Source organism: Methylocystis sp. Se48 (assembly GCF_056269425.1).
In genome coordinates this window covers 1087123-1109730 of record NZ_CM149850.1, presented here as the reverse complement: position 1 = coordinate 1109730, position 22608 = coordinate 1087123, and the positions used below count along the sequence as shown (strand labels likewise).

The following is a 22608-nucleotide window of genomic DNA, read 5'->3' as shown; positions in this document are numbered from 1 at the left end:
CGGCGCGCGCAAAGGTAAAAAAGGCCCGGCGCCAAGCGCCGGGCCCCTCTCTCGCGGGAAGGGGAACGATTTTACTGCGCCTGGACCGGTTTCCCCGGCAGGCTCAGATCGCCCGACGCGACCTTGAACACATTGGCGACGCAAAGCAGCGGCGCATGCAGGTCGGCGTTGACCTTCAGCCCCGAGGCGACCGCGTCGAAGGACGCGCCCTTGAGCGCGCCGAGTCTCGCGAGCGGCACGCGCACTTCGACCGCGTCGCCCGACAGCGACGTCGGATAATCCGGGCTGTCGATCAGCAGCGGCGCGCCGGGCCAGTTCTCGGGCAGCTTCGGCTTGGCGTCCTTGGGAATGTCGAGGACTTTCAGCCCGCCGCCGCAGTTCGGATCCTTGACGAGCACGACCCAGTGCGGATGCCAGCGGTCGCGGTTTTTCGCGCCCTTTGCGCCGTCGTCGAAGTCGGGATGATAGGTGACGGCGAGCGCCACGATTCCCTGCCCCTTCTCGAAGCCCACCTCGGCGCTGTCGAGAGACGTCGGCCAAACATAGGCGTAGACCTCGGATCCCTCGAACTTGCCGGTCGCTTTCGGCTTCTGCGCGCCGACGTCGGCACGCACGCGCGTGCGGAAAACCGCATGGTCCTGGTCGATCGTGATGCGGCTTTCGACGATGTCGAAGGGGGCCGCGACTTTCGCGTCGCTCGACGACTTGATCTCATTGGCGAGCGCTCCGCCCGCGAAGCAGACCATCGCTGCGGTCGCGAGGCTCCGGGCGTTGCGAATCTTCATGGCTCGAACTCCTCCAGATGCTGAATGCTGCGCCGGAAAGACGTCGCGATCTCGCGCGCCGTAGCGCTGTCTCCCGGCTCACAAGCGCTATGTGGAGAGAATATTTCGCCATTCAACGGAAATTTATAGGACCACAGGACATCAATTTGATGGATCCGACCGCCGTGTTTCAGGCGCGCGGGGGCGTCCCGGATCAGGCGCGCGCCGTACGCGACGGAACATTCGGCCGCCGATCGAGGTTCAATCCGGGGGCGAACGAGGCATGAGTAAAATGCGTCAGAGTCTCAGAAAAGCGCTGCTTGGAATCCTGTGCGGCTCCACCGGGCTGAGCGCCATGCCGCCCGAGGCGCTCGCCGGCCCTATTTCGGTTGCGCCGCCGGCCGCCGTCAGCCTGACGTCGCCGGTTGCGCCGGTGCGTCACTACCGGCGACACTATCGTCCGGTCGTGGTGCGCCGGGTCGTCTATTACTACCCGCGGCGCGTCTATTACGGCTATCCCTATGGCTATTCTTATCCGGCCTATGGATACGGCTATGGATACGATCCCGGCGCGGCGCTTTTCACCGCCGCGGCGCTCGGGATCATGGGCGCCGGCATCGCGGCCGCCTCCCGGCCGCGCTGGGGCTACGGCTATGGCTGGGGATGGGGCGGTCCCGGTTGGGGATGGGGCGGTCCCGGCTGGTGGTGGTGACGCGCGGCCGCAACGGCGCGGGGCGTCATCTCACGCCGTCGCGGATCATGTAGCCCGCGCCGCGAATGGTGTGCAGGAGCGGATTTTCGCGCCCCTTGTCGATCTTGGCGCGCAGGCGCGAGATGTGCACGTCGATGACGTTCGTCTGCGGATCGAAATGATAGTCCCAGACGTTCTCGAGCAGCATGGTGCGGGTCACGACCTGGCCCGCATGTTTCATGAGATATTCGAGCAGGCGAAACTCGCGCGGCTGCAACACGATCTCCTGTCCGCCCACCGTCACCTTGTGGGACAAGCGGTCGAGTTCGAGATCGCCGACGCGATAATGCGTCTCCTCTCCGCGCGGGCCGACGCGGCGGCGCACCAGCGCCTCGACGCGCGCCAGCAGCTCCGAAAAGGCGTAGGGCTTCGGCAGATAATCGTCCCCGCCGGCGCGCAGGCCCTTCACCCGGTCGTCCACCTGACCGAGCGCGGAGAGGATCAGCACGGGCGTCTCCACCTTCTGCTCGCGAAGGCTTGAGATGAGCGAGAGGCCGTCCATCTTGGGCAGCATCCGGTCGACGATCAGCACGTCGTAATCGCCCTCTTGGGCGGCGGCGTAGCCCGCAAGTCCGTCGGCCTCGCAATCGGCGACATGGCCCTGCTCGCGGAACGCCTTGACGAGATAATCGCTGGCTTCTTTGTCGTCTTCGATGATCAGAATGCGCATCGCCGTCATGATACCCGACCTGACGAAAAAACGGCAGGCCGGCGTTGGACCGCCGGCCCGCCTGCGACGGGGCCAGGAGGGGGCTGGCCGAAAGCCGTCGCTCTTGCTTGCGCGGGACCGTCTGCGGGCGGGTGCAGTCTCGCGGTCCGCGTCGCAAGAAGCCTGTTAGCCCGCGCTGGCCTTCACCGGCACAGCGATGAACTTGGCGCCGTCCGCCGATCTGACGCGAAGCAGGATCGACCGGCGGCCTTCCTTTCGCGCGGCCTCAATCGCATTGCCGAGATCGGCGCGGGAATTGACCGGCTGGCCGCCCGCCTCGACGATCACGTCGCCGCGGCGCAGGCCCTTCTGGGCGGCGACGCCGCTCGGGTCGATGTCGGTGACGAACAGCCCTTCGCTCCCGGCGCCGCGGATTTCGGAGGCCGGGGCGACCTCGACGCCGAGCGCGGCGACATTGCCCGCGCCGCCATTTGAGCCGAAGGCGTCGTCATCCGCGCGCGCGTCCTTCTCCTCAGGCAGCGCGCCGAGCGTGAGCTTCGCCGTTCTCTCGGCGCCATTGCGCAGATAGCCGATCTCCACCGTCTTGTTGGGGCCCATCGCCGCGATGCGGCGCGCCAATTCTCGCGGCGTTTCGATCTTTTCGCCATTGACTGAGACGATGACGTCCCCCGCCTTCAGTCCAGCGGCCTCCGCCGGCGCGCCTTTCTGCGGCTGCGCGATCAGCGCGCCCTTCGTGGACTTCAAACCGAGACTTTCAGCGATCTCCTGAGTCACCGGCTGTATCTTCACGCCGATCCAGCCGCGTGAAACAGACCCCTTCTCCTTGAGCGCGGCGACGACGTCCTTGGCGACTTCCGCGGGAATGGCGAAGCCGATGCCGACCGAGCCGCCGGTCGGCGAGTAGATCGCCGTATTGACGCCGACGACATTGCCGCGCACGTCAAAGGCGGGGCCGCCCGAGTTGCCCCGGTTCACCGGCGCGTCGATTTGCAGGAAGTCGTCATAGGGGCCGGCCCCGATGTCGCGGCCGCGCGCCGAGACGATGCCCGCCGTCACCGAGCCGCCGAGGCCGAAGGGATTGCCGACCGCGATCACCCAGTCGCCGACGCGCGGCTGCGCGCTCGCCCATTCGACGAAGGGAAGCTTGTTTCCATCGTTGATTTTCAGAAGGGCGAGATCGGTGCGCTTGTCCGTGCCGATGACCTTGGCGGGCAGCGAGCGGCCGTCGTCGAGCGACACTTCTACCTCGGTCGCATGTTCGACCACGTGATTGTTGGTGACGACATAGCCGTCCGCGCTGATGATGAAGCCCGAGCCCTGGGACTGGGTCATGCGGCGCTGCGGCATGTCGCCGAAACGCTTGAAAAACCGATACATCGGATCGTCGGGCGAAAATTCCTGACCGTCAAAGGGATTTTGCGACTCCTCATAGGCCTTGACCTTGATCGCGACGACCGCGCCTTTCACGCGTTCGACGACATCGGCGAAGGAGGCGGGACCCGTCGCGGGCGCGGCCGTCTGCGCGAGGGGCGCTTCCGCGAATGCTTTCTGAACAGGCGCCCCCACCGCCGCTCCGAAGGCGAGCGCCGCGGCGGCGCCCATCAGCGCAAGGCGCGACGCGCGTCGCCGCCGCGTCGGCGCCGACATGCGGGAGCTGCGCTCATAAATCGGATGATGCATTTCAAATACTCTCCATCTTCGCGGCGAGAGCTGACGGGCGGAACCTGCGACCTCGCCGCCTGCAACACGAAAATGGAGATGCGCCCGTTTCGGTCCAATGGCCGCCGGATGAAACTTTCGTAAACCGGAAGACGCCCTTGCGCGTCGCGCGCGTCGGCCCCTGAAAGGGAGCCGCCATTGGATCGACGGCTCCAGAGCCGACCCGAACGCCAGGGCGCCGGAAGCAGGCCGAACAACGCAAAACAACCTCCAGCTTCACAAAACTTATCCAACCACTTCAATCCATATATACTTGACAATAAACTGGTTAAGATTACGTTAATTGCTAATTATTGTACGTACATTTTCGTACGTAATTTGTTTAATTGATTTTTTGTTATTTATAAACTTTCATGTTTTTGCTCACCATTTAATCCAAGAAGCCAGCTTCCTGATTTATATGCGTGAGCTTGAGAGGGGCAGCCATCAATATTTTAATTATAATATAAAATATCCTTGCTCGACAAGAGCAAGACGCACATTGATGGCGGCTCTTTACTATGCCGTCTGCAAATTCCGTTTCAAGCGGAACGCAGTGCGTTTAGTAAAGGAGAGTAATAATGAAAACTTTAGCTTCGACTCTTTCCCTGACCGTCGCGCTCTGCGCCGGATCGGCCTTCGCGGCGCAGAACGTGGCCAATACGTCGCAAAAGGGCAGTTTGCTGATTTTTCCGCTCATCACGGTCGATCCTGCGGACACGCAGGATACGCTCATCGAAATTTCCAACGACGCCAACTCGGCCGTCCATGTTGAGTGTTACTATGTCAACGAAAGAAAAGGCCGGGTGGATTTCGACTTCCACCTCTCGGCCAAAGCCACGGCCTCCTGGGACGTGAAAACCTTGCAGGGCGACCAGATGACTCCCGCCGCCTGGCCAACCAACGGCTTCTATCCCGGAAACGCGAATCGCGGCGCTCTGGCGTGCTTCGCCACGGATGCTGGACGGCAGAATCAGATCGCGTTCAATCACCTCACCGGGACCGCCACGGTCATCGATCTGAATGACTCGACGGCGGGAGTTCGCCAACCCAGACAGGCCTTCAGATACAATCCCTGGAGCTTCGTCGCGCGTAGCGCGACTGGCCTGCCGGAGCAGGACAACGTGGTGCAGGGCGCGCCCGGCCGACTAAACCTGACCGGCGGCGGAGCCGGAACCTACGACGCCTGCCCGTCTTATAACATCGCAAAATTCATGCCAAATCGGGCGACTCTGGGCAATCTCACGACCTTCGACAACACGCTCTCGGTCGTGAGCTGCAACCAGGATCTGAGGCAGGACTTCGTCGTCTATCAGAGCAAACTTCAGTTCACCGTGTGGAACTCGCGCGAAAATTCCTTCACGGGATCCTACGTCTGCGTCGACAGCGTGAATTCGGTTCCGCTCGGCGTGGCGAACAGGCGACTCGTAAACGGCGCCCACTTCGAATATTCGTAACCGCTGTTATCAGGCCACGTCTTCGAGAGCGACCGGCTGCGCGTAGGCCCAGGGCATGAGCTCGTCGAGTTTGCTCGCGAGATGGCCATTGATGATCTTCACGAGAACGTCGGCCAAATAGGCCTGCGGATCGACGCCATTGAGCTTGCAGGTCTCGATGAGCGAGGCGACGATCGCCCAATTCTCTGCGCCGCCGTCTGAGCCCGCGAAAAGCGCGTTCTTGCGATTGAGGGCAATGGGGCGGATGGCGCGCTCGACGATGTTGGAGTCGATCTCGATGCGCCCGTCGTCGATGAAGCGCGCCAGGCCGTCCCAACGCGAGAGCGCGTAGCGGATCGCCTCGGCGAGCCTGGTCTTCTGGCTGATCAGCGCGAGCTTTTCACGCAGCCATGGCTCGAGGGCGTCGAGGATCGGGCGGGATTTCTCCTGTCGCGCCGCGCGCCGGTCATCCGGGTTCTGCGCGCGGACGTCGCTCTCGATGGCGTAGAGCGCGCCGATGCGTTCGAGCGCCTCGCTGGCGATCGGCGCAGGACCTGCCGCGGCGAGTTCGTAAAAGCGCCGGCGGACATGGGACCAGCAGAAGGCCAGCGCCACGCTGTTCTTGTGCGCCAGCGCGCGATAGCCAGCGTAACCGTCGACCTGCACGACGCCCGTGAAGCCAGCGAGATGCGCGAGCGGCTGCTCGGACTTTCGGTTTTGCGCATAGACATAGACGGCGATCGGCGGATCGGCGCCGCCCCATGGCCGGTCGTCGCGGGCATAGGCCCAAAGTTGGCCGGTTTTCGTGCGGCCCCGCCCGGGGTCGAGCACCGGCGCCGTCGTCTCGTCGGCGAAGATTTTCGTCGACGACCGGATGTGTTCCAGAAGCCGCTCATGAACGGGCCGCAAATGCCAGGCGGCGCGGCCAACCCAGTCGGCGAGCGTCGAACGGTCGAGGGCGATCCCCTGTCGGGCGTAGATCTGCGCCTGGCGATAAAGCGGCAAGTGATCGGCATATTTGGAGACGAGCACATGGGCGATTGCCGCCTCGGTCGGCAGTCCACCCTCGATCAGCCGCGGCGGGGCCGGCGCCTGCACGATTGCGCCCTCGCAGGCGCGGCAGGCGTATTTGGGACGCCGCGTCACCAGCACCCGGAACTGCGCCGGGACGATGTCGAGCCGCTCGGAGACGTCTTCGCCGATCTTGTGCAGCAGTCCCTTGCAGCAGGGGCAGGCGTAGTCCTCGACATCGACGACGGTCTCGATGCGCGGCAGATGCGCCGGCAGCGCGCCTCGGTTCGTGCGGCGCTTTCTGGACGCCTTCTCGCGTTCGGCGGCGGACTTGGCTTCCCCCTCCGCCGCTGCGCCGGCTTCCGTCTGCTCGACCTCTTCGAGCGCCAGCAGCATCTGGTCATCGGGAAGCGTCTCTGCGCGCCGTCCGAAGCGATGACGCTGCATCTCCTTGATGATCTGAACGAGGCGCTCGTTGCGCGCCCGCTCGGCGAGGAGCATCGCCTTCAGTTCATTCGGATCGTCGGGAAGCGTCTCGACCGCCTGCGCCATAGACACAGAAGACCATATTTTCTGCGGTCTTTCGACGCTCTTCGACGCCCTGATTCATTGTGTCGCAGATCATCCCGCCAAGGCCGGCGCCGGCGTCTCCTTCACGCTGTGGACGCGCCGCCAGTCCAGCCCCTCCAGCAGCGCCGAAAATTGCGCCGCCGACAACCGCATCACCCCGTCTTCGATCTTCGGCCAGCGGAACTCGCCATCCTCCAGCCGCTTGGCGAAGAGGCACACGCCCGTGCCGTCCCAGAAGACCAGCTTGATGCGGTCCGTCCGTTTCGCGCGAAAGACGTAGATCGCGCCGTCGAAGGGATCGCACTGCATCGTCTCGCGCACCAGCGCCGCGAGACCCTCTGCGCCCTTGCGGAAGTCGACAGGCTTCGTCGCCACCATCACGCGCACCGCGCCCGTCGGGCCGATCATTTGGCGACTTTCAACGCCCGGATCACCGCAGCGATGGTCTTCGCTTGCGCGCCGCGTCCGACCCGAACCGTAACGCCGTCAATTTCAAGTTCGATCGTCGGCGTCGAACCAATTTCCTGGTCGACGGCGCGGCGTTTGCGCTTCGCCGGCGGCGCGGGCGCAGGCCCTTGCATGATTGCCGGAACAAACAATGGCGGCGCGCCTGCGTCCGCGCGAGCCTCGGTCTCTTTGCGCGCCTGACGACGCCACGTAAAAAGCTGCTGCGCCGTCAGACCGTGCCGCCGCGCCACTTCACAAACGCTCGCGTCCTCCGCAAAGCTCTCAGCGACGATCGCCGCCTTCTGATCGGAGCCCCACGTTCTCCGGCGTCCCGCGCCCGTGAAAACCTCGATCCGCCGCATCGGAGCTGCTTCAGGCTCCGACATATGCTTACGCTCTGAAATCGACATGTGTCGGAGCCCCTTTCGCTCCGATTATCGTCGCCCCAACTCATTCAAAACAGGTGCGAGCAGAACAGCGCTTACGAATATTCGACGCTGCAATCGCAGAACGCGCGTTTCAACGTCAAGGGCATGGCCAGCAGCCAATGCCCGGGCCGCACTTATAATGTCGGACTGCTGGGCGTTCTCGCGTCCTCGGTGGGCATCGGAACGTCGCCGACCGGCGAAGACCAGGAAATCGGCAGCAGCACGCAGGGCGCGGGCGTGCAGCCGGGCTTCGTCCTCTGGGATCCGGCGGACGCGGTGCAATTCAGAGCCCGCCAGTAAATTAAGACTTGGTCCAAGGCGTCCCCGGCTTTGCCGGGGGCGTTTCTCCGACGGCTACAACCAGCCAGACTTGCGGAAGCGCCAATACAGCCCGGCGCAAATCGCGAAGGTGAGGCCGAGGACCATGAAATACCCGTATTCCCACTTGAGCTCGGGCATGTGCTCGAAGTTCATGCCATATATGCCGGCGATCGCCGTCGGCACGGCGAGGATCGCCGCCCAGGCCGCGAGCCTGCGGGAGATATTGGTCTGCTGCATCTGCGCGTTCATCAGGCTCGCCTCGAAGGCGAACGCCAGCGTTTCGCGTAGCGTGTCGATGCGCTCCTGCGCGCGGCGCAAATGGTCGCGGACGTCGCGAAAATGCGGACGCATCGCCGGGTCGACGAACACGAGGTCGGTGCGCTCCAGTTGCCGGCAGACGTCGGCCAGCGGCAGCACGGCGTTGCGCAGACGCAGCAGGTCGCGGCGCAGGGTGTAGAGCTGCTCGATCTCCGCCGGCCCGATCGTGGTCGTGAGGACGTGGTCCTCGATGTCGTCGACCTGATCGTTGATGCTGTCGAGCACGGGGGAGTAATTGTCGACGATGAAGTCAAGGATGGCGTAGACGATGAAATCCTCGCCCTCCGACAGCCGCTGGACCCGCGCTTCGCTGCGCTGCCGAACCTCTGCATAGGTGCGCGAGGGGCCGTGACGCACGCTGACCACATAGCCCTGGCCGACGAAGAGATGGGTTTCGCCGAAGGCCACGCGGCCGTCGACCATCTGCGCCGTGCGCGCGACGATGAACAGACCGTCGTCGAATTCCTCGAGCTTGGGGAACTGATGCGCCTTCGCGGCGTCCTCGATCGCGAGCGGATGCAGCGCGAACTGCGCCCGGACGCGCTCCAGGAGCGCAAGATCAGGCTCGTAAAGTCCGATCCAGACCACGTGATCCGGGCGTTTCGCCCAATCGCCGGCTTCTTCGATCCCGATGTCGGCGACCTTGACGCCTTTGCAATAGGCGACGGCGTTGACGACGCCGCGCCGGAACCCGGCCTCGCCGTTCGGTGCGGGCGGCGCTTCCGGCGGGGAGGCGTCCATGCGCGGGGTCAGGCCTTCGGCCCGCCGCGGGTGACTCCGACTTTCGCCGGGCGCAACACCCTCTCGCCGATCATGTAGCCCTGCTCGACGACCTGGGCGACAGTGCCTGCCGGCAGCGTCTCGTCGGGAATCTCGAACAGCGCTTCATGCTGATTGGGGTCGAATTTCGCGCCCTGCGCCTCGATCTTCTTGACGCCGAAACGAGCCAGGCGCGACAGGAAGTCGCGCTCCGTCACCTCGACGCCCTCCACGAAGGCGGCAACCGCCGGGTCGAGCCCGGCGCGCGCCTCCGCCGGCACGCTCTCGATCGCGCGGCGGAGATTATCGGCGAAGGTCAGCATCTCCCGGGCGAAATTGGCGACGCCGTAAAGCTTGGCGTCGCCCGCCTCTTTCTCGGCGCGGCGGCGCACGTTCTCGACCTCGGCCAGCGCGCGAAGCAGCTTGTCCTTGAGGCCGGCGTTCTCGGCGTAAAGATTTTCGAGCTCTGTGAAGGGCTCTGGCTCGTTGATGCTCGATTCCGCCGAGGGCTGCGACAGGGAGGACGCATGCGCCGGATCCCCCTCCGCGCCCTGCGGGGGGGTCGGGGCGTTGTTCTCGGCGTTGCTCTGGTCGCTCATGCTCATGTCCGTCTTTTCGCTATGGGGCGCGTCTCAAACGCCACGATATCTGCGCTGCGGCGCTCAAAATCAAGTCGCCGCGACATTCTGGGACTTGCCCGGCCGCTTCTCGGCGGATGGCGCGAAAATCTCCAGAAGCTGACGCTTGATCGCGCCCTGACGCTGCGGCGAGACGATTTTCGCGCCCGTCAGATCGGTGACGTAGAAGGCGTCGACCGCCCGCTCGCCGAAAGTGACGATATGGGCCGAGGCGATGTTGAGATTGAGTCTCGAAATCGCGTTGGTGAGGTCGAACAGCAGGCCCTCGCGGTCGAGGCCCGACACCTCGATGACCGTGTAGACGTTGGAGAGGCTGTTGTCGATCACCACTTCCGGCGCGATGGAAAAGGCGGTGTGCGCCTGATGTTGCTTCACGCGCGCCTTCACCGCGTCGGAGACGATCACCTCGCCGCGCAGCGCCTTGGCGATGAACTCCGCGATGCGGCGCGCGCGGCGCAATTCGTCCTCGTCGAAATCGAAGGCGCGCGAGAAGAAGATGGTGTCGAGCGCGAGCCCGTCGGCGGTCGTGAAAATATGCGCGTCGACGATGTTCGCGCCGCTCGCTGCGCAGCCGCCGGCGATGATCGACAACAGCCGTCGGTGGTCCGGCGCGACGACCGTCAGCTCCACGGCGCCGCGCGTGCGGTCGAGCTCAACGGCGGTCGCGAGCGGCGTCACGGCGCCCGTGAGCTTGCGCAGCATTTGCGCGTGACGCACCTTGCGGGCGACGTCGACCTTGAGCCAATAGGCCGGATAATGGCGCTTCACATAGGCGTCGAACTGCTCGTCGCTCCAGTCGGGCAGCGCGGCGCGCAGCTCCGCCACGGCGGCCGAAACCCGGCTCTTGCGGTCGACCGAGGAATGGCCGCCGCCGAGCACGACTTCCGTCTCCCAGTAGAGCACGCGCAGAAGCTGCGATTTCCAGGCGTCGAGCACGCCGGGGCCCACGGCGTTGATGTCGCAGACCGTGAGCACGAAGAGCATTTTGAGCCGCTCCATCGTCTGCACGATGGCCGCGAAACTTTCGATCGTCACGCGGTCGGACAGGTCGCGGCTCTGGGCGTAGCTCGACATGGTGAGATGATGTTCGACGAGCCAGGCGACCGTCTCCGTCTCGCCGGGCGTGAACCCCAGCCGCGGGCAGAGCGTGCGCGCCACCTCCATGCCCGCGAGAGAGTGATCCTCCTTGCGGCCCTTGGCGATGTCGTGAAGAAAGAGGCCCAGATAGAGAACCTTGCGGTTGACGATGGTGGGCAGGATTTCGCCCACGAGCTGCTGATGCTCCGGCAGGCGCCCGGCTTCGAGATCGGAGAGGCCGCCGACGGCGCGCAGCAAATGCTCGTCGACCGTGTAATGATGATACATGTTGAACTGCATCATCGCGACGATGCGTCCGAAATCCGGAATGAAACGGCCGAGCACGCCGGTTTCGTTCATGCGGCGCAGAATGATTTCCGTCATGTTCCGCGACAGCAGGATTTCGAGGAACAGCCGGTTCGCCTCCTTGTCATTGCGCAGATCGGCGTCGATCTCGCGCAGCGACAGCGTCACGGCGCGCAGCGCGTCGGGGTGGAGCGGCAGGCCGTGATGGTCCGCCATCCAGAAAAGACGGATGATGTTCACGGGATCGCGATGAAACACGTCGGCGTCGGCGACGCTGATGCGGTCGTGCGCGATGATGAAATCGCCGTGCGGCGCCCTGCTGCGACGGCGCCGGAAGGGTTGCAGAAAGCGGTCGAAGATCGCGCGCGGCTTGGCCTGTTTTTCTTCCAGCGCCGCGCAGACGATGGCCGTGAGATCGCCGACGTCCTTCGCGACGAGAAAGTAATGCTTCATGAAGCGTTCGACGCGCGACAGGCCGGCGCGGTCGTGATAGCCGAGACGCTTCGCCATCGTCGGCTGAATGTCGAAGGAAAGCCGCTCCTCCGCCCGGCCCGTGGCGAAGTGCAGGTGGCAGCGCACGCTCCACAAGAACTCCTCGCACCGTTCGAAGCGCGACAGCTCCGCGCTGGTGAACAGGCCCGCGGCGACGAGCTCTTTCACGTCGCGCACGCGATAGACATATTTGGAAATCCAAAAGAGCGTGTTGAGATCGCGCAGTCCGCCCTTGCCCTCCTTCACATTCGGTTCGACGAGATAGCGCGAGGCGCCGGCGCGCCGCACGCGGGCGTCGCGTTCGGCGAGTTTCGCGGCGACGAATTCACTGGCGTCGGAGCGCGCGACCTCCTTGTCGAACGCCTCCTGCAGCTCTGTGAACAACTCCGTGCTGCCGAGCAGGAACCGCGCCTCGAGCAGCGTCGTGCGGATCGTCATGTCCGCGCGCGCCTGACGGATGCATTCGGCGACGGAGCGCGTGGCGTGGCCGACCTTCTGGCGCAAATCCCAAAGGACGTAGAGGATCGCCTCGACGACGCTCTCGCCCCAGGGCGTCTGTTTGTAGGGCAGCAGGAAAAGCAGGTCGATGTCCGAACCCGGCGCCAGCATGCCGCGCCCGTAGCCGCCAACGGCGACGACCGTGAGGCGCTCGGCGAATGTCGGATTGTCCGCCGGATAGACGTAATTGACGACGTAATCGTAGATGGCGCCGATCAATTCGTCCTGAAGCTGCGAGATGAGCTGAGCGCAGGCCAATCCCGAGCCGCGCGCCTCCAGCCGCGCGCGGGCGCGCTCTCGCCCTTCTGCGAGCGCGGAACGGAAAAGATCGACCGCCGCCGTGCGGCGCGCATGGCCCTTCTCGGTCCTGCAGACGTCCGCGACCGCCGGCCCCAGCGCCGCGCGCAGGCCGCGAAAGCCCGTCGCCGGATCGAGGCGATCGAATGCGCTCGCCGAAACCACATTGTCCATCTGGATCATCCCGCGGCGCGCAGCGCCGTCAATCTTTTCTCGATCGCGTCGAACAGCGGAACCGCGAGGTCCGGCCCCCCGACGCGTTTTAGCGCGCGCAGGCCCGTCGGCGAGGTGACGTTGATCTCCGTCAGCCGGCCGTCGATCACGTCGATGCCGACGAAGAGGAGCCCGCGCTTCTTCAGCTCCGGCCCCAGACGGGCGCAGATTTCCCGCTCGCGGGCGTCGAGTTCGGTCGCCGCCGCCGCGCCGCCGCGCACCATGTTGGAGCGGATGTCGTCCTGGGCCGGCACACGGTTGATGGCGCCCAGCGCCTCGCCGTCGATCAGGATGATGCGCTTGTCGCCCTTCGCGACCTCGGGCAGGAATTGCTGCACCACCCATGGCTCGCGAAACGTCGCGCTGAACATGTCGAAGAGCGAGCCGAAATTCGGGTCGCGCGGGGTCACCTTGAAGACCGCCGCGCCTCCGTGGCCGTAAAGCGGCTTCATGACGACGTCGCCGTATTTGGCCCGGAAACGCTCGATCGCCGCCCGGTCGCGGGTGATGACCGTCGGCGGCATGAGATCCGCGAACTCCATCACGAAGACCTTTTCCGGCGCGTTGCGGACGTGGCCGGGATCGTTGACCACCAGAACCCGCGACTGGATGCGCTCCAGAAAATGCGTCGAGGTGATGTAGGCGAGGTCGAAGGGCGGATCCTGACGCAGCAGCACCACGTCCATGCGAATCAGATCGAGATCGGTCGCCTCGCCGAGCGCATAATAGCGGTCAGGGTCGTCAAAAACCTCGATGTGGCGGGCGCGCGCGCTGAGCCCCCCGCCCTCGAGCGAGAGCTGGTCCGGGGTGTAGAACCAGAGCCGGTGGCCGCGCCGCTTCGCCTCCAGCATCAGGGCGAAGGTCGAGTCCCCGGCGAAATTGATCCGCTCCAAGGGGTCCATCTGGACCGCGATTTCTAGCATTACCCCTCCTGACCCGGGACCGAACCGGCCGGAGACTCGACCGTGACCGTTAACTGGCTGTGAAAGTCTCGCATTTACCCTGCCGACGTTCCAATAGCAGGACAACCGAGCATATGCGCAACCTTTCCATCGGCGCCGGCCTCGTCTTCCGCCAGTTCCTCTTTCTTGCGCTGCTGCTGCTGATGGGGGCTGCGGCCTATTTCGGCACCATCAACGTCCGAGACCTGACCGCCCTAGCGGCGGGCGCGGCCGACCACGCTCAGATGGCGGCGGCGACGACCGCCGCCTATGAAGCGGCGAGCTCCCTCTCCATCCAGCTCTTCGTCGGCACGCTCGTCGCCGGTTTTCTAGTGGTGGGCGTCTCGGTGCCCACCATGCACCAGACGATCGCCGTCCCGATCAAGACCATCGCCAGACAGATGACCGACCTCGCCGCCGGCGACACGCGCATCGAGGTCAAGGAAACGGGCCGCACGGACGAGATCGGCGACATCTCCCGCGCCCTCGTCGTGCTGCGCGACGCAGTGCGGGCCAACAACGAAATGGCCGCCGAGATCAAGGCCCGCGACGACCGCGAGGAGCGCCTGCGCCGCGAGGCCGCGATCCGCGACAAGGTCGAGCACTACTCCGTGGAGCTTTCGGCGACCACGGCGAAGCTCGGGGAAATGACCAAGCGCATGGCCGCCTCCTCCGAGGAAATGATCGTGCAGGAGCGCCGCGCCCGCGCCGACAGCGATTTCGCCCGCACGGCCTCCACCCAGGCCGCCGCCGACGTGGCGTCCGTCGCCACCGCCTCCGAACAGCTTCTGGCCGCGATCGGCGAGATCAGCAAGCAGGCGGTCGAGTCGACGGCCGTCGTCCGCCAGGCCGTGGTCGAGACCAACGGCTCCTCCGCCGAGATGCTGCGCCTCGCCGCCGCCGCCAATCGCGTGGGCGACGTCGTGAACCTGATTTCGCGCATCGCCGCCCAGACGAACCTGCTCGCGCTCAACGCGACCATCGAGGCGGCCCGCGCGGGCGAGGCCGGGCGCGGCTTCGCGGTCGTGGCGCAGGAGGTGAAGAGCCTCGCGACCCAGACCGGCAAGGCGACGCAGGACATCGCCGACCAGATCGCGGAAATTCAGGCCGCGACCGACCAGTCGGTCGCCTCGATCGAGCGGATCAAGTCCAAGATCGCCGAAGTCGAGCATATTTCGGCGATCATCACGCACGCCGTCCATGAGCAGGACGCCGCAACCAAGGAGATCGCCCGCAGCGTCCGTTCCGCCGCGACGAGCGCCGGCGCCATGTCGGCCCACGCCGATCAGGTGGCCAACGCCATGGCCCAGACCGGAGCCGGCGTCGAGGCCATGGTGAGCATGGCCCGCGAAATCGACGCCATGGCCCGCCGCATGCACGCCCACACGGACGAACTGGCGCGCAGTCTCGCGGGCTGAGAAGCCGTGGGCCGCAACGCGGTCAAACCTCCGGCGGGAGCGCCGCCCCCGCCGGACATTAAAAATTCATCCGTCTTGCGCCAGGGCGGAAATGATCGGACAACGTCGCGCCGGGGGCTCATCTCCGCAACGGCCGACGAGATCCGCCAACGCATCTCGCATCGCGGTCAGACCCCGTAATTTTTGCTCGATCGCCGCCAGCTTTTGCTCGGCGAGGGCGCGTGTGTCCGAACAGCAGCCCTCGCCGTCCAGGCGCAAGAGCCCGGCGATTTCCTCCAGCGTGAACCCCAGGGCTTGCGCGCGTTTGATGAAGCGCACGCGCCGCGCCGCGCCGGGCGGATATCGCCGGCAGCCGCGAAACGGCTTCTCCGGTTCGTCGAGCAGCCCGCGACGCTGATAGTAGCGAATCGTTTCAACATTGACGCCCGCCGCCGCCGCGAGCCGACCGATCGTCATCGCCTGTCGCGCCATTGGGGCCTCTTGAAGCCGTACCATGATACGGACCTTATAATCCTTCCCGGAAAATGGAGAGGCAAGGTCGAATGATTCCGTTCAGCCCGAGGGCGTCGCTTCTCGCTGGGGCGCTGGCTGCGATCGGCGCGTCTCTTTGCTGCGTCGGCCCCCTTGTGCTTCTGGGCCTTGGCGTTGGCGGCGCATGGATCGCCAATCTGACGGCGCTGGAGCCCTACCGCCCTATGTTTACCGGTCTCGCGCTAGTCTTCCTGGGCTTGGCGTATCACCGACTCCATCTCGCCGCGCCGCGCTGCGAAACAGGAGCGGCGTGCGCCAACCCGGCGGTCGCGAGACGCCAGCGGCTGACATTCTGGACGACCGCCCTGCCGTTGCTGGGGCTTCTCGCGGCGCCTTGGTTCGCGCCGCTGTTCTACTGAAAGAAAGGAAGCGTCATGCGCCGCCCCATGATTTGGCTCTTGGCGGCCGCGGCCGCGTCGTGGCCCTTAGCCGCGCGGGCCGCCGCGCCGCAAACGGTGACCCTCTCCGTGCAAAACATGACCTGCGCGATCTGTCCGATCACGGTCAGAAAGGCGCTCGAAAAAGTTCGCGGCGTATCGGCCGTCAAGGTTGATCCCGCCAAGAAAACCGCGACGGTGACTTTCGACCCCGACCAGGCGAACGCCGATGTCTTGCTGAAGGCGACGGCCGATGCAGGCTATCCGGCCAGCGTCGAGTGAGCCGGCGATGCAGCTTCAATCCACCATTTGCTGTCCGGCCTGCGGCCATCGCTCAACCGAGACCATGCCCACCGACGCCTGTCAGTTCTTCTACCAGTGCAAGGGCTGCGGCGCGCTACTGAAGCCCAAGGCGGGAGATTGCTGCGTCTTCTGCTCCTTCGGCGACGTTCCGTGTCCGCCAATTCAGGAGGCGCGGGAGCAAGGGCGCGGGACGGCCTGCTGTTCGGGCGGTTAGGCCGCCGCCGGCGGCTCCCGGCCGCCCGCCGCCTCACCGGCTGGCGTAGCGCTCGACGCCGCGCGGCGCGCCCATGATCGAAATGCTGGCGCCCTCGCGCTGCACCATCTCGTAAAGCTGGCGCGCATGGGCCGGCGAAAGCCGCACGCAGCCATGCGACGCGGGCGTTCCGAGCGCGGCGGTCGCATAGGTGCCGTGAATGGCGTAGCCGCCCCGGAAGAAGATCGAATAGGGCATGGGCGAGTTGTGGTATTTTTTCGAGTAATGCATCCGCTCCATGCCGATCGGCGCGAAATGGCCGCGCGGCGTCGTGAAGCCCGCGCGCGCCGTCGACACCGGCCAGTCGTAAGAGCCCTCCGACGAGACGACATGCATGGTCTGCGAGACGAGGTCGACATCGATTGCGACCTCGGCGCGCGCCGCCGCGGCGCTGAACATGACGGTGGAAACGGCGCCCGCGACGAGCGCCTTGCGCGCGGCTTTATGGAAATTCTTCGACATGTGATCCTCCCCAGGTTGTCGGCTCGTTCGAACCCGATGCCGGCAATCTAGAGGATGCGCCGCGGGCTTCTGTGCGCGGCGGCACGCGGCGGGAGCAAATCGCCGCCGCAACAACGTCAGCGCTCCACTGTCGCCTCCACCTCGACGCTTTCGAGCAGGTCGCCCGGCTTCTTGGCGAAGGCGTCGAGGGCGTTGATCCCTTTCCCGGCGTCGAGCCGCAGATGCAGGCGCTTGGGCGCTAAAACATATGCCGCGACCGCGTCGCCGATGCGTCTCGCCTTCTCTCCGCCCCCGCCGAGCGCCGCAACCGCGTCTCCCGCGGCCTTCGCATAATCGGCGCGCGCCTTTTCCAGCGGCGTCTTCGCCGCCTTCGCCTCCGCAGCCAGAATGCGGTCCAGCAGCCCTCCGCCCTCGACCGTGAGATCGACGGCTTTCAGGGATGCGGCGAGCGCCGCCGCGCGCGAGACGATCGTCATTGGCGAGAAAACCGCGCTCGAGACATTGCCGAATGTCGCGCCGAGCGTGGCGGCGCCCATGTCCTTGCCCTGCACATGGATCGGCGAGAAAACCGCCTCCTGCGTCTTCTCGCGCCACTCGCCCGCGAAAGCCGCCGAGAATTCGAGGTCGCGGTAGCCGAGCGCGATGAACTGCGCCGTCGACGGCGCTTCGCCGCGCGCGGCGAGGTCGATCGCGAGGCGGTCCATCCGCATGGAGAATTTGGTGGGCGCAATCTCGCGGTAGTTGGCGAACTCGGCCTCCCCGCCGTCGAGACGGAATTTCATTCGCGCCGGCTCGCCCAGCCGCGCGTCGGGCAGATCGGCGTCGAGCCCTTTCATCTCGATTCGCCCGAGACGCGGGTAGGGAGCGTCGACGAGCGAGGAAAGCTGCGCATCGCGCAGGGCGAAATGTTTCAGCGCGATCTTTCCGCCGTCGGAAGAGACGAGCGAAAAATCATCCGCCGCGACGTCGCCCAGCGCGGCGTCGGCGATTTTCTTCGCCGAGACGCGGCCGATGCGGATCACGTAAGGCTTTTCCGCCGGCTCGCCCTTGCCGCTCGCCGTCACATCGCGCGCCTCGAGCGCGGCCGCCTCGAAGGCCGCGAGCGCGCCGACGAGATCGCCGAGCGTGGTTGGGTCCGGGGCCGGCTTCTCCAGCCGTTCGAGAAGCTGCGACAGACGCACGGCGGAGGCGCGCCCCTTCACGCCCGAGACGGCGAGCCTGCCGGTCCTGACCGAGAATCTTTCGCCTTTCTCCTCGAATGAAAGCGACTCGACGCTCTCCTCGTCGATCAGCGGCTTGATCGCCTCCACGGGATCGGGGACAGCCGCGAGCGCGAGATGGACGAATTGCCTGAGGTCGATTCCCTTCGCGACGCTCGCGCCCCAGAGATAGCGTCCCGATCCGCCCTCCGGCTTCTCGACGGTCTGCTCGGCTCCGGCAGCGCGCGCGAGCGCGATTCGCCCGTTCGCGACATCCTGTGCGACGACGTCGCGATAGACGCTGCGCTCCACCGTCGCGCCCGCCCGCGATTCGACGATGAGCGAGGGAACCGTCAGGCTCCTGGCCGAAAGCCGCGCGAGGCGGGCGTCGATTGTCTTTTCGTCGCCTGTGAACAGCGCGGACAATTCGGCGGGCGGAAGCGTCGCCCCCTTCAACTCCAGATGCGGGATCCGGTAGGTCGAGGCGCCGAGCGTGAAGACGAGATCGTCGAGAACGACGTCGCCTTCCGCCGCCTGGAGAACCGCCAGCGGAAAAAGGGCCGCTCCCAAGCCGAATCCGAGGCGCAGGGCGAGCGCGGCCATGCCGTTTCGGTGGACAAGTTTTTGCATGGATTGAGCTTTCCGCATCAGCCGGGGAGCGGGACGAACCGGGAGCTTGCACGCCGCGACGGCTCGGGTAAAGACCCGTGTTGTTTCGTCGCAGGCTGGTTCCGCCGCAAGCCGCCAGATGGCGACTTCACCGATTTGCATGTTACAGAGGCGCCCATGCGACGACTTCTTTTGATGCGCCACGGCAAGGCCGACCGACACTCCGCCGGCGGGGACCGCGAACGGCCGCTCACGCGGCGCGGGGAGGAGGACGCCCGCCGGATGGGACAGTTCCTGCGCGACGAAGGCATGACGCCGGATCTCGCCGTCGCCTCCAACGCGCGGCGCGCCAAGCAGACGCTCGAACGGACGCTGGAAGCCTTCCCCGGCCATGTCACGCATCTCATCGAAAATACGATCTATCTCGCAACCGTCGATCACCTTGTCGATGTGCTGCGCCAGACGCCGGACAAGGTGGGGACGCTGCTCGCCGTGGGTCATAATCCGGGCTTCGCGGAGCTCGCCTACTGGCTCGCCGGCGGCGGCGACGCGGCTGAAATCGACCGGATGCGGTCCAGTTACCCTACGGCCGCGCTTGCGATTCTCGATTTCGACTCCGACCATTGGGCGGAAGTGCGCAGAGGCGCCGCGCGGCTCAACCGATTCGTGACGCCCGCGACGCTGCGCGGCGACGAGGAAGACGACCCGGACTGAGGCCCAAGGGCGCGGAGCCCGCATGCTGATCGAAACGCTCGCTGTTCTTATTTCCGCCGCGGCGCCCGCTAAGCCGCCGCCGGTTGTCGTCGCGCCCGCGTCGATCTTCTGGCGCACGCCGGCGCCTGCCTACGACCCCGGTCAGCGCGCGGTCGACAACTGGCGCGCGGAAAGCGCGCTGTGGCTCGAGATGAGCCCGCTCGCGGCGGCCAAACGCGCGCTCGGCGCAGAAGACGGCGATCCGGCCCGCTGCGTCAAGCTCAACAACTATTGGTGCGTGAAGCGCGCCGGCTGGAACGGCGAGATCGCCGCAGACGCCGACGGCCACGTGGCCTTCGCCTCGGCGGAGGAAGGGGCGGCGGTCGCCGCCCTGCTGCTGCGCCGCTACTATGTCGACTACAAGCGAAAATCCGCCCGCGCCATCGTCGAGCGCTGGGCGCCGGCGCAATGTTCCCCGATGATGCCGCGCGCCACGCCGGGCGTTCCGGCCTCGCGCGAGGGAATGGCGCGCATGTTGCCGCAGCGCGTCGTGCCGATGGGCCTCGCGCCGCGCGGCATCCAGAACACGCTGCGCGCCCGCTGGCTCGCGGCGCACGGCCGCGGCGGCGTGGCGTGGTCGGCCCCGGCGCCGGCCGCCGCGCGCGCGGAACGCGCCGAGAAAATATTGGAGCTGCGCCAGCGCGCAGAGGCCTATCGTCTCGCGGCCTTCCGCCGCGTCCACCGCACGCCGCCGCACCCGCTGCGCTTGATGCCCGCCCCCTCCATCATGGCGGGAGTAGCCGAGACGCGCGCGCATCACGAACGCTCGCTGGCGGCGAAACCCGCGCCGGACGCCGGTTCGGCGATCGACGCGGCCTCTGCGCTCGCCGACCTCCCTGCGCCGATCGCGCCGCCGCCGCCGCCCTTCGCAGGCGCCGTCGACTGCTCCGGCGAACTCCTGCGCATCGCCAATTACGCGGCGCATGTGGCGGAGGGCATTGCGGCGAGCCCCAACGATGATCTGCAGCTCTTCGACGACGCCGGCCGGCCAACCGGCAATCTCGCCAGGGCGCTCGCCAATATGGCCGCCGTCGAGATCGGCCCGTCGCGCCCGCGCCCCGGTCTCGTGACGGCGGCGGTCGCACAGTTGCGGCGACTGCTCGAGGATCCGGCCGCAGCCGCCGCCGTTCCCGGGCCGCCCGCCCCGTGAGATGAACCCGCGCGGCTGGCGGCGTTGGGCGGCGTCACCAGCCCCAGTGATGGCCGCCCTGGCCGCGCGGGCTGAAGTGGTCGTGGCCCGCGCCGAAATGCCCGCCATGATGCGGGCCGCCATGGCCGTGACGGGGGCCGATCCATGCGCCGCCGCGCCTGTGATGCTGGCGGGAATGCCTATTGTCGTCACGTCCGTAATCCACGCCGTACCCGTCGCGGGCGGCGGCCGGCGCGGCGATCAGGAGTAGGGAAAACGCGCCCGGCGCGAGCCATTTCAGCATAGAGGGACCCCTGCTTACGTCTTTCGGCCTCCCTGTTACGCCTCTTTCGCCCGCAGCAAAAGCCTCTCGCCGGCCGCCGCGGACGCCTCCCAGTTTGACCGGCCCGCCCGCCCGGCCTAGAAGGCGCCCATGTCCCACAACAGCTTCGGCCACCTCTTCCGCGTCACGACATTCGGCGAAAGCCACGGGATCGCGCTCGGCGCAGTCGTCGACGGGTGCCCGCCCGGAATCGCGCTGACCGAGGCGGACATCCAGGGCTTCCTCGACAAGCGCAAGCCGGGTCAGTCGCGTTTCACGACGCAGCGGCGCGAGGCGGATGAAGTGAAAATCCTCTCCGGCGTCTTCGCGCGCGCCGACGGCGTTCAGGTCACGACCGGAACCCCCATCGCGCTCGTGATCGAAAACACCGACCAGCGTTCCAAGGATTACGGCGAAATCGCCGACAAATACCGGCCCGGCCACGCCGATTACGTCTACGACGCCAAATACGGCGTTCGCGACTATCGCGGCGGCGGGCGCTCCTCCGCGCGCGAGACCGCCGCGCGCGTCGCGGCGGGAGCCGTGGCGCGCAAGGTGATCCCCGGCGTGACGATCCGCGGCGCGCTGGTGCAGATCGGCCCCCACAGGATCGACCGCGCCCGCTTCGAGTGGACGGAAGTGGAAAAAAACCCCCTCTTCTGCCCGGACGCCGTCATGGCCGGGACGTGGGCGGATTATCTCGACGGCGTGCGCAAGGCGGGCTCCTCCGTCGGCGCGGTCGTGGAGGTCGTCGCGGAAGGCGCGCCGGCCGGCTGGGGCGCGCCGCTCTATGGCAAGCTCGACGCCGATCTCGCATCGGCGATGATGTCGATCAACGCCGTGAAAGGCGTCGAGATCGGCGACGGCTTCGCGGCGGCGGAGCTTTCCGGCGAGGAGAACGCCGACGAGATGCGCGCGGGCCCAAGGTTCCTGTCGAATCACGCGGGCGGCGTGCTCGGCGGCCTCTCGACGGGGCAGCCCATCGTCGTGCGCTTCGCCGTGAAGCCCACCTCCTCGATATTGACGCCTCGCCGCACGATCGACCGCGACGGCAACGAAACGGAGATCGTCACCAAGGGCCGCCACGACCCCTGCGTGGGCATCCGCGCGGTCCCCGTGGGCGAGGCGATGATGGCCTGCGTTCTGGCGGACCACTTCCTGCGGCACAGAGGGCAGTGCGGGTGATCCCGGCCCCTACTTCACGAACTCCATCTTCCTGAACGACAGCGTGCGTCCGACGACGTCGTAATTGCCGTCGAACTGCTTGCCGATCCCGGTCGTGACCCTGACCTTCCTGCCGATGAATTTCTTCGGCATGGTCTGGTTTTCGAACCAGGGGACGCAGGGCCTGGCTTCGCACAGGCCGGTCTTTTCGCCCTCGGCGGTCTCGATCGTCAGATAGCAGTTGTCGCCGCATTCGAATTTCCTGATGGCGCCGGTCAACGTCTTCGGCGCCGCGTCTTTCGCGCTCGCGGCGGCGGAGATCGCCAGAACGGCCGACATCGCGAGAAAAAATGTTCGGAACATGCCGGATCGCCCTTTCCGCGTCTCATGAGGCCGCGCCCCCTTCCCTGCGGCCGCGGCGGCGCGCACAATGCGCAAATCCCCGACGGCGGA

25 protein-coding genes are annotated in these 22608 nt (G+C 66.2%); 10 read left to right on the top strand and 15 right to left on the bottom strand.

Annotated features, from left to right (window positions below; translation table 11 throughout):
• Positions 1-71: 71 nt before the first annotated feature.
• Positions 72-785 (bottom strand): hypothetical protein, encoded by a 714-nt coding sequence (locus ACV959_RS05445; protein WP_475738900.1) that lies wholly within the window; start codon positions 783-785, stop codon positions 72-74.
• 271 nt (positions 786-1056) lie between these two features.
• On the opposite strand from ACV959_RS05445, the gene ACV959_RS05440 reads away from it, so the two are divergent.
• The gene (locus tag ACV959_RS05440; RefSeq protein WP_475738899.1) at positions 1057-1476 is read left to right on the top strand and encodes a hypothetical protein; all 420 of its coding nucleotides are present in this window, start codon (positions 1057-1059) and stop codon (positions 1474-1476) included.
• 25 nt (positions 1477-1501) lie between these two features.
• Here ACV959_RS05440 and ACV959_RS05435 read toward each other — a convergent pair whose 3' ends face one another.
• Complete coding sequence (locus ACV959_RS05435; protein ID WP_475739591.1) at positions 1502-2185, bottom strand: response regulator transcription factor; 684 nt, start codon at positions 2183-2185, stop codon at positions 1502-1504.
• Between the two features lie 165 nt (positions 2186-2350).
• On the bottom strand, positions 2351-3865 hold the full coding sequence (locus tag ACV959_RS05430; protein WP_475738898.1) for a Do family serine endopeptidase: 1515 nt from the start codon (positions 3863-3865) through the stop codon (positions 2351-2353).
• 599 nt (positions 3866-4464) lie between these two features.
• On the opposite strand from ACV959_RS05430, the gene ACV959_RS05425 reads away from it, so the two are divergent.
• Entirely contained in the window at positions 4465-5340 is an 876-nt protein-coding gene (locus ACV959_RS05425) for a hypothetical protein (protein WP_475738897.1), read from the top strand.
• A 9-nt stretch (positions 5341-5349) separates the two neighbouring features.
• Here ACV959_RS05425 and tnpC read toward each other — a convergent pair whose 3' ends face one another.
• From tnpC to tnpA, 3 genes are all read right to left on the bottom strand, one after another.
• A complete protein-coding gene (gene tnpC / locus ACV959_RS05420; RefSeq protein WP_475736307.1) occupies positions 5350-6882 on the bottom strand; it encodes an IS66 family transposase in 1533 nt (510 codons plus the stop codon).
• A gap of 69 nt (positions 6883-6951) precedes the next feature.
• On the bottom strand, positions 6952-7308 hold the full coding sequence (gene tnpB / locus ACV959_RS05415) for an IS66 family insertion sequence element accessory protein TnpB (protein WP_475736306.1): 357 nt from the start codon (positions 7306-7308) through the stop codon (positions 6952-6954).
• The gene (gene tnpA, locus ACV959_RS05410; RefSeq protein ID WP_475736305.1) at positions 7305-7757 is read right to left on the bottom strand and encodes an IS66-like element accessory protein TnpA; all 453 of its coding nucleotides are present in this window, start codon (positions 7755-7757) and stop codon (positions 7305-7307) included. The genes tnpB and tnpA overlap by 4 nt, the downstream gene beginning before the upstream one ends.
• Here tnpA and ACV959_RS05405 point away from each other — a divergent pair, their 5' ends adjacent.
• Entirely contained in the window at positions 7758-8075 is a 318-nt protein-coding gene (locus ACV959_RS05405; RefSeq protein WP_475738896.1) for a hypothetical protein, read from the top strand.
• A gap of 54 nt (positions 8076-8129) precedes the next feature.
• Here the strand turns inward: ACV959_RS05405 and corA are convergent, their stop codons facing one another.
• The 4 genes from corA to gshB all read right to left on the bottom strand — a co-directional run bounded on the left by corA (position 8130) and on the right by gshB (position 13617).
• On the bottom strand, positions 8130-9155 hold the full coding sequence (gene corA, locus ACV959_RS05400; protein WP_475738895.1) for a magnesium/cobalt transporter CorA: 1026 nt from the start codon (positions 9153-9155) through the stop codon (positions 8130-8132).
• 8 nt (positions 9156-9163) lie between these two features.
• Positions 9164-9772, bottom strand: a complete 609-nt coding sequence (grpE, locus tag ACV959_RS05395) for a nucleotide exchange factor GrpE (RefSeq protein ID WP_475738894.1) — start codon at positions 9770-9772, stop codon at positions 9164-9166.
• A gap of 69 nt (positions 9773-9841) precedes the next feature.
• Positions 9842-12655: a [protein-PII] uridylyltransferase gene (locus ACV959_RS05390; protein WP_475738893.1), complete on the bottom strand. Its 2814-nt coding sequence runs from the start codon at positions 12653-12655 to the stop codon at positions 9842-9844.
• Between the two features lie 5 nt (positions 12656-12660).
• On the bottom strand, positions 12661-13617 hold the full coding sequence (gene gshB / locus ACV959_RS05385; RefSeq protein WP_475738892.1) for a glutathione synthase: 957 nt from the start codon (positions 13615-13617) through the stop codon (positions 12661-12663).
• A 113-nt stretch (positions 13618-13730) separates the two neighbouring features.
• Between gshB and ACV959_RS05380 the strand changes: the two genes are divergently transcribed.
• Positions 13731-15053 (top strand): methyl-accepting chemotaxis protein, encoded by a 1323-nt coding sequence (locus ACV959_RS05380; protein WP_475738891.1) that lies wholly within the window; start codon positions 13731-13733, stop codon positions 15051-15053.
• 66 nt (positions 15054-15119) lie between these two features.
• On the opposite strand, the gene merR is transcribed toward ACV959_RS05380, so the two are convergent.
• Entirely contained in the window at positions 15120-15524 is a 405-nt protein-coding gene (gene merR, locus ACV959_RS05375) for an Hg(II)-responsive transcriptional regulator (protein WP_475738890.1), read from the bottom strand.
• Between the two features lie 71 nt (positions 15525-15595).
• Here merR and ACV959_RS05370 point away from each other — a divergent pair, with 71 nt between their 5' ends.
• The 3 genes from ACV959_RS05370 to ACV959_RS05360 are packed head-to-tail and all read left to right on the top strand — an operon-like array spanning position 15596 to position 16478.
• The gene (locus ACV959_RS05370) at positions 15596-15943 is read left to right on the top strand and encodes a mercuric transporter MerT family protein (RefSeq protein WP_475738889.1); all 348 of its coding nucleotides are present in this window, start codon (positions 15596-15598) and stop codon (positions 15941-15943) included.
• Positions 15944-15982: 39 nt separating this feature from the next.
• Positions 15983-16243 carry a mercury resistance system periplasmic binding protein MerP gene (merP, locus tag ACV959_RS05365; protein WP_475738888.1) on the top strand — a complete coding sequence of 87 codons (261 nt, stop codon included), beginning with the start codon at positions 15983-15985 and terminating at the stop codon, positions 16241-16243.
• Positions 16244-16250: 7 nt separating this feature from the next.
• Complete coding sequence (locus ACV959_RS05360; protein WP_475738887.1) at positions 16251-16478, top strand: GDCCVxC domain-containing (seleno)protein; 228 nt, start codon at positions 16251-16253, stop codon at positions 16476-16478.
• Between the two features lie 33 nt (positions 16479-16511).
• Here the strand turns inward: ACV959_RS05360 and ACV959_RS05355 are convergent, their stop codons facing one another.
• Positions 16512-16979 carry a L,D-transpeptidase gene (locus ACV959_RS05355; RefSeq protein WP_475738886.1) on the bottom strand — a complete coding sequence of 156 codons (468 nt, stop codon included), beginning with the start codon at positions 16977-16979 and terminating at the stop codon, positions 16512-16514.
• A 116-nt stretch (positions 16980-17095) separates the two neighbouring features.
• On the bottom strand, positions 17096-18808 hold the full coding sequence (locus tag ACV959_RS05350) for a hypothetical protein (protein WP_475738885.1): 1713 nt from the start codon (positions 18806-18808) through the stop codon (positions 17096-17098).
• Positions 18809-18964: 156 nt separating this feature from the next.
• Between ACV959_RS05350 and ACV959_RS05345 the strand changes: the two genes are divergently transcribed.
• On the top strand, positions 18965-19501 hold the full coding sequence (locus ACV959_RS05345) for a SixA phosphatase family protein (RefSeq protein ID WP_475738884.1): 537 nt from the start codon (positions 18965-18967) through the stop codon (positions 19499-19501).
• Positions 19502-19523: 22 nt separating this feature from the next.
• Positions 19524-20690 carry a hypothetical protein gene (locus ACV959_RS05340; RefSeq protein ID WP_475738883.1) on the top strand — a complete coding sequence of 389 codons (1167 nt, stop codon included), beginning with the start codon at positions 19524-19526 and terminating at the stop codon, positions 20688-20690.
• Between the two features lie 34 nt (positions 20691-20724).
• On the opposite strand, the gene ACV959_RS05335 is transcribed toward ACV959_RS05340, so the two are convergent.
• Positions 20725-20973 carry a hypothetical protein gene (locus tag ACV959_RS05335; RefSeq protein WP_475738882.1) on the bottom strand — a complete coding sequence of 83 codons (249 nt, stop codon included), beginning with the start codon at positions 20971-20973 and terminating at the stop codon, positions 20725-20727.
• A gap of 129 nt (positions 20974-21102) precedes the next feature.
• Between ACV959_RS05335 and aroC the strand changes: the two genes are divergently transcribed.
• Complete coding sequence (aroC, locus tag ACV959_RS05330) at positions 21103-22176, top strand: chorismate synthase (RefSeq protein ID WP_475738881.1); 1074 nt, start codon at positions 21103-21105, stop codon at positions 22174-22176.
• Positions 22177-22185: 9 nt separating this feature from the next.
• Here aroC and ACV959_RS05325 read toward each other — a convergent pair whose 3' ends face one another.
• Positions 22186-22518 (bottom strand): hypothetical protein, encoded by a 333-nt coding sequence (locus ACV959_RS05325; RefSeq protein ID WP_475738880.1) that lies wholly within the window; start codon positions 22516-22518, stop codon positions 22186-22188.
• Between the last annotated feature and the right edge of the window lie 90 nt (positions 22519-22608).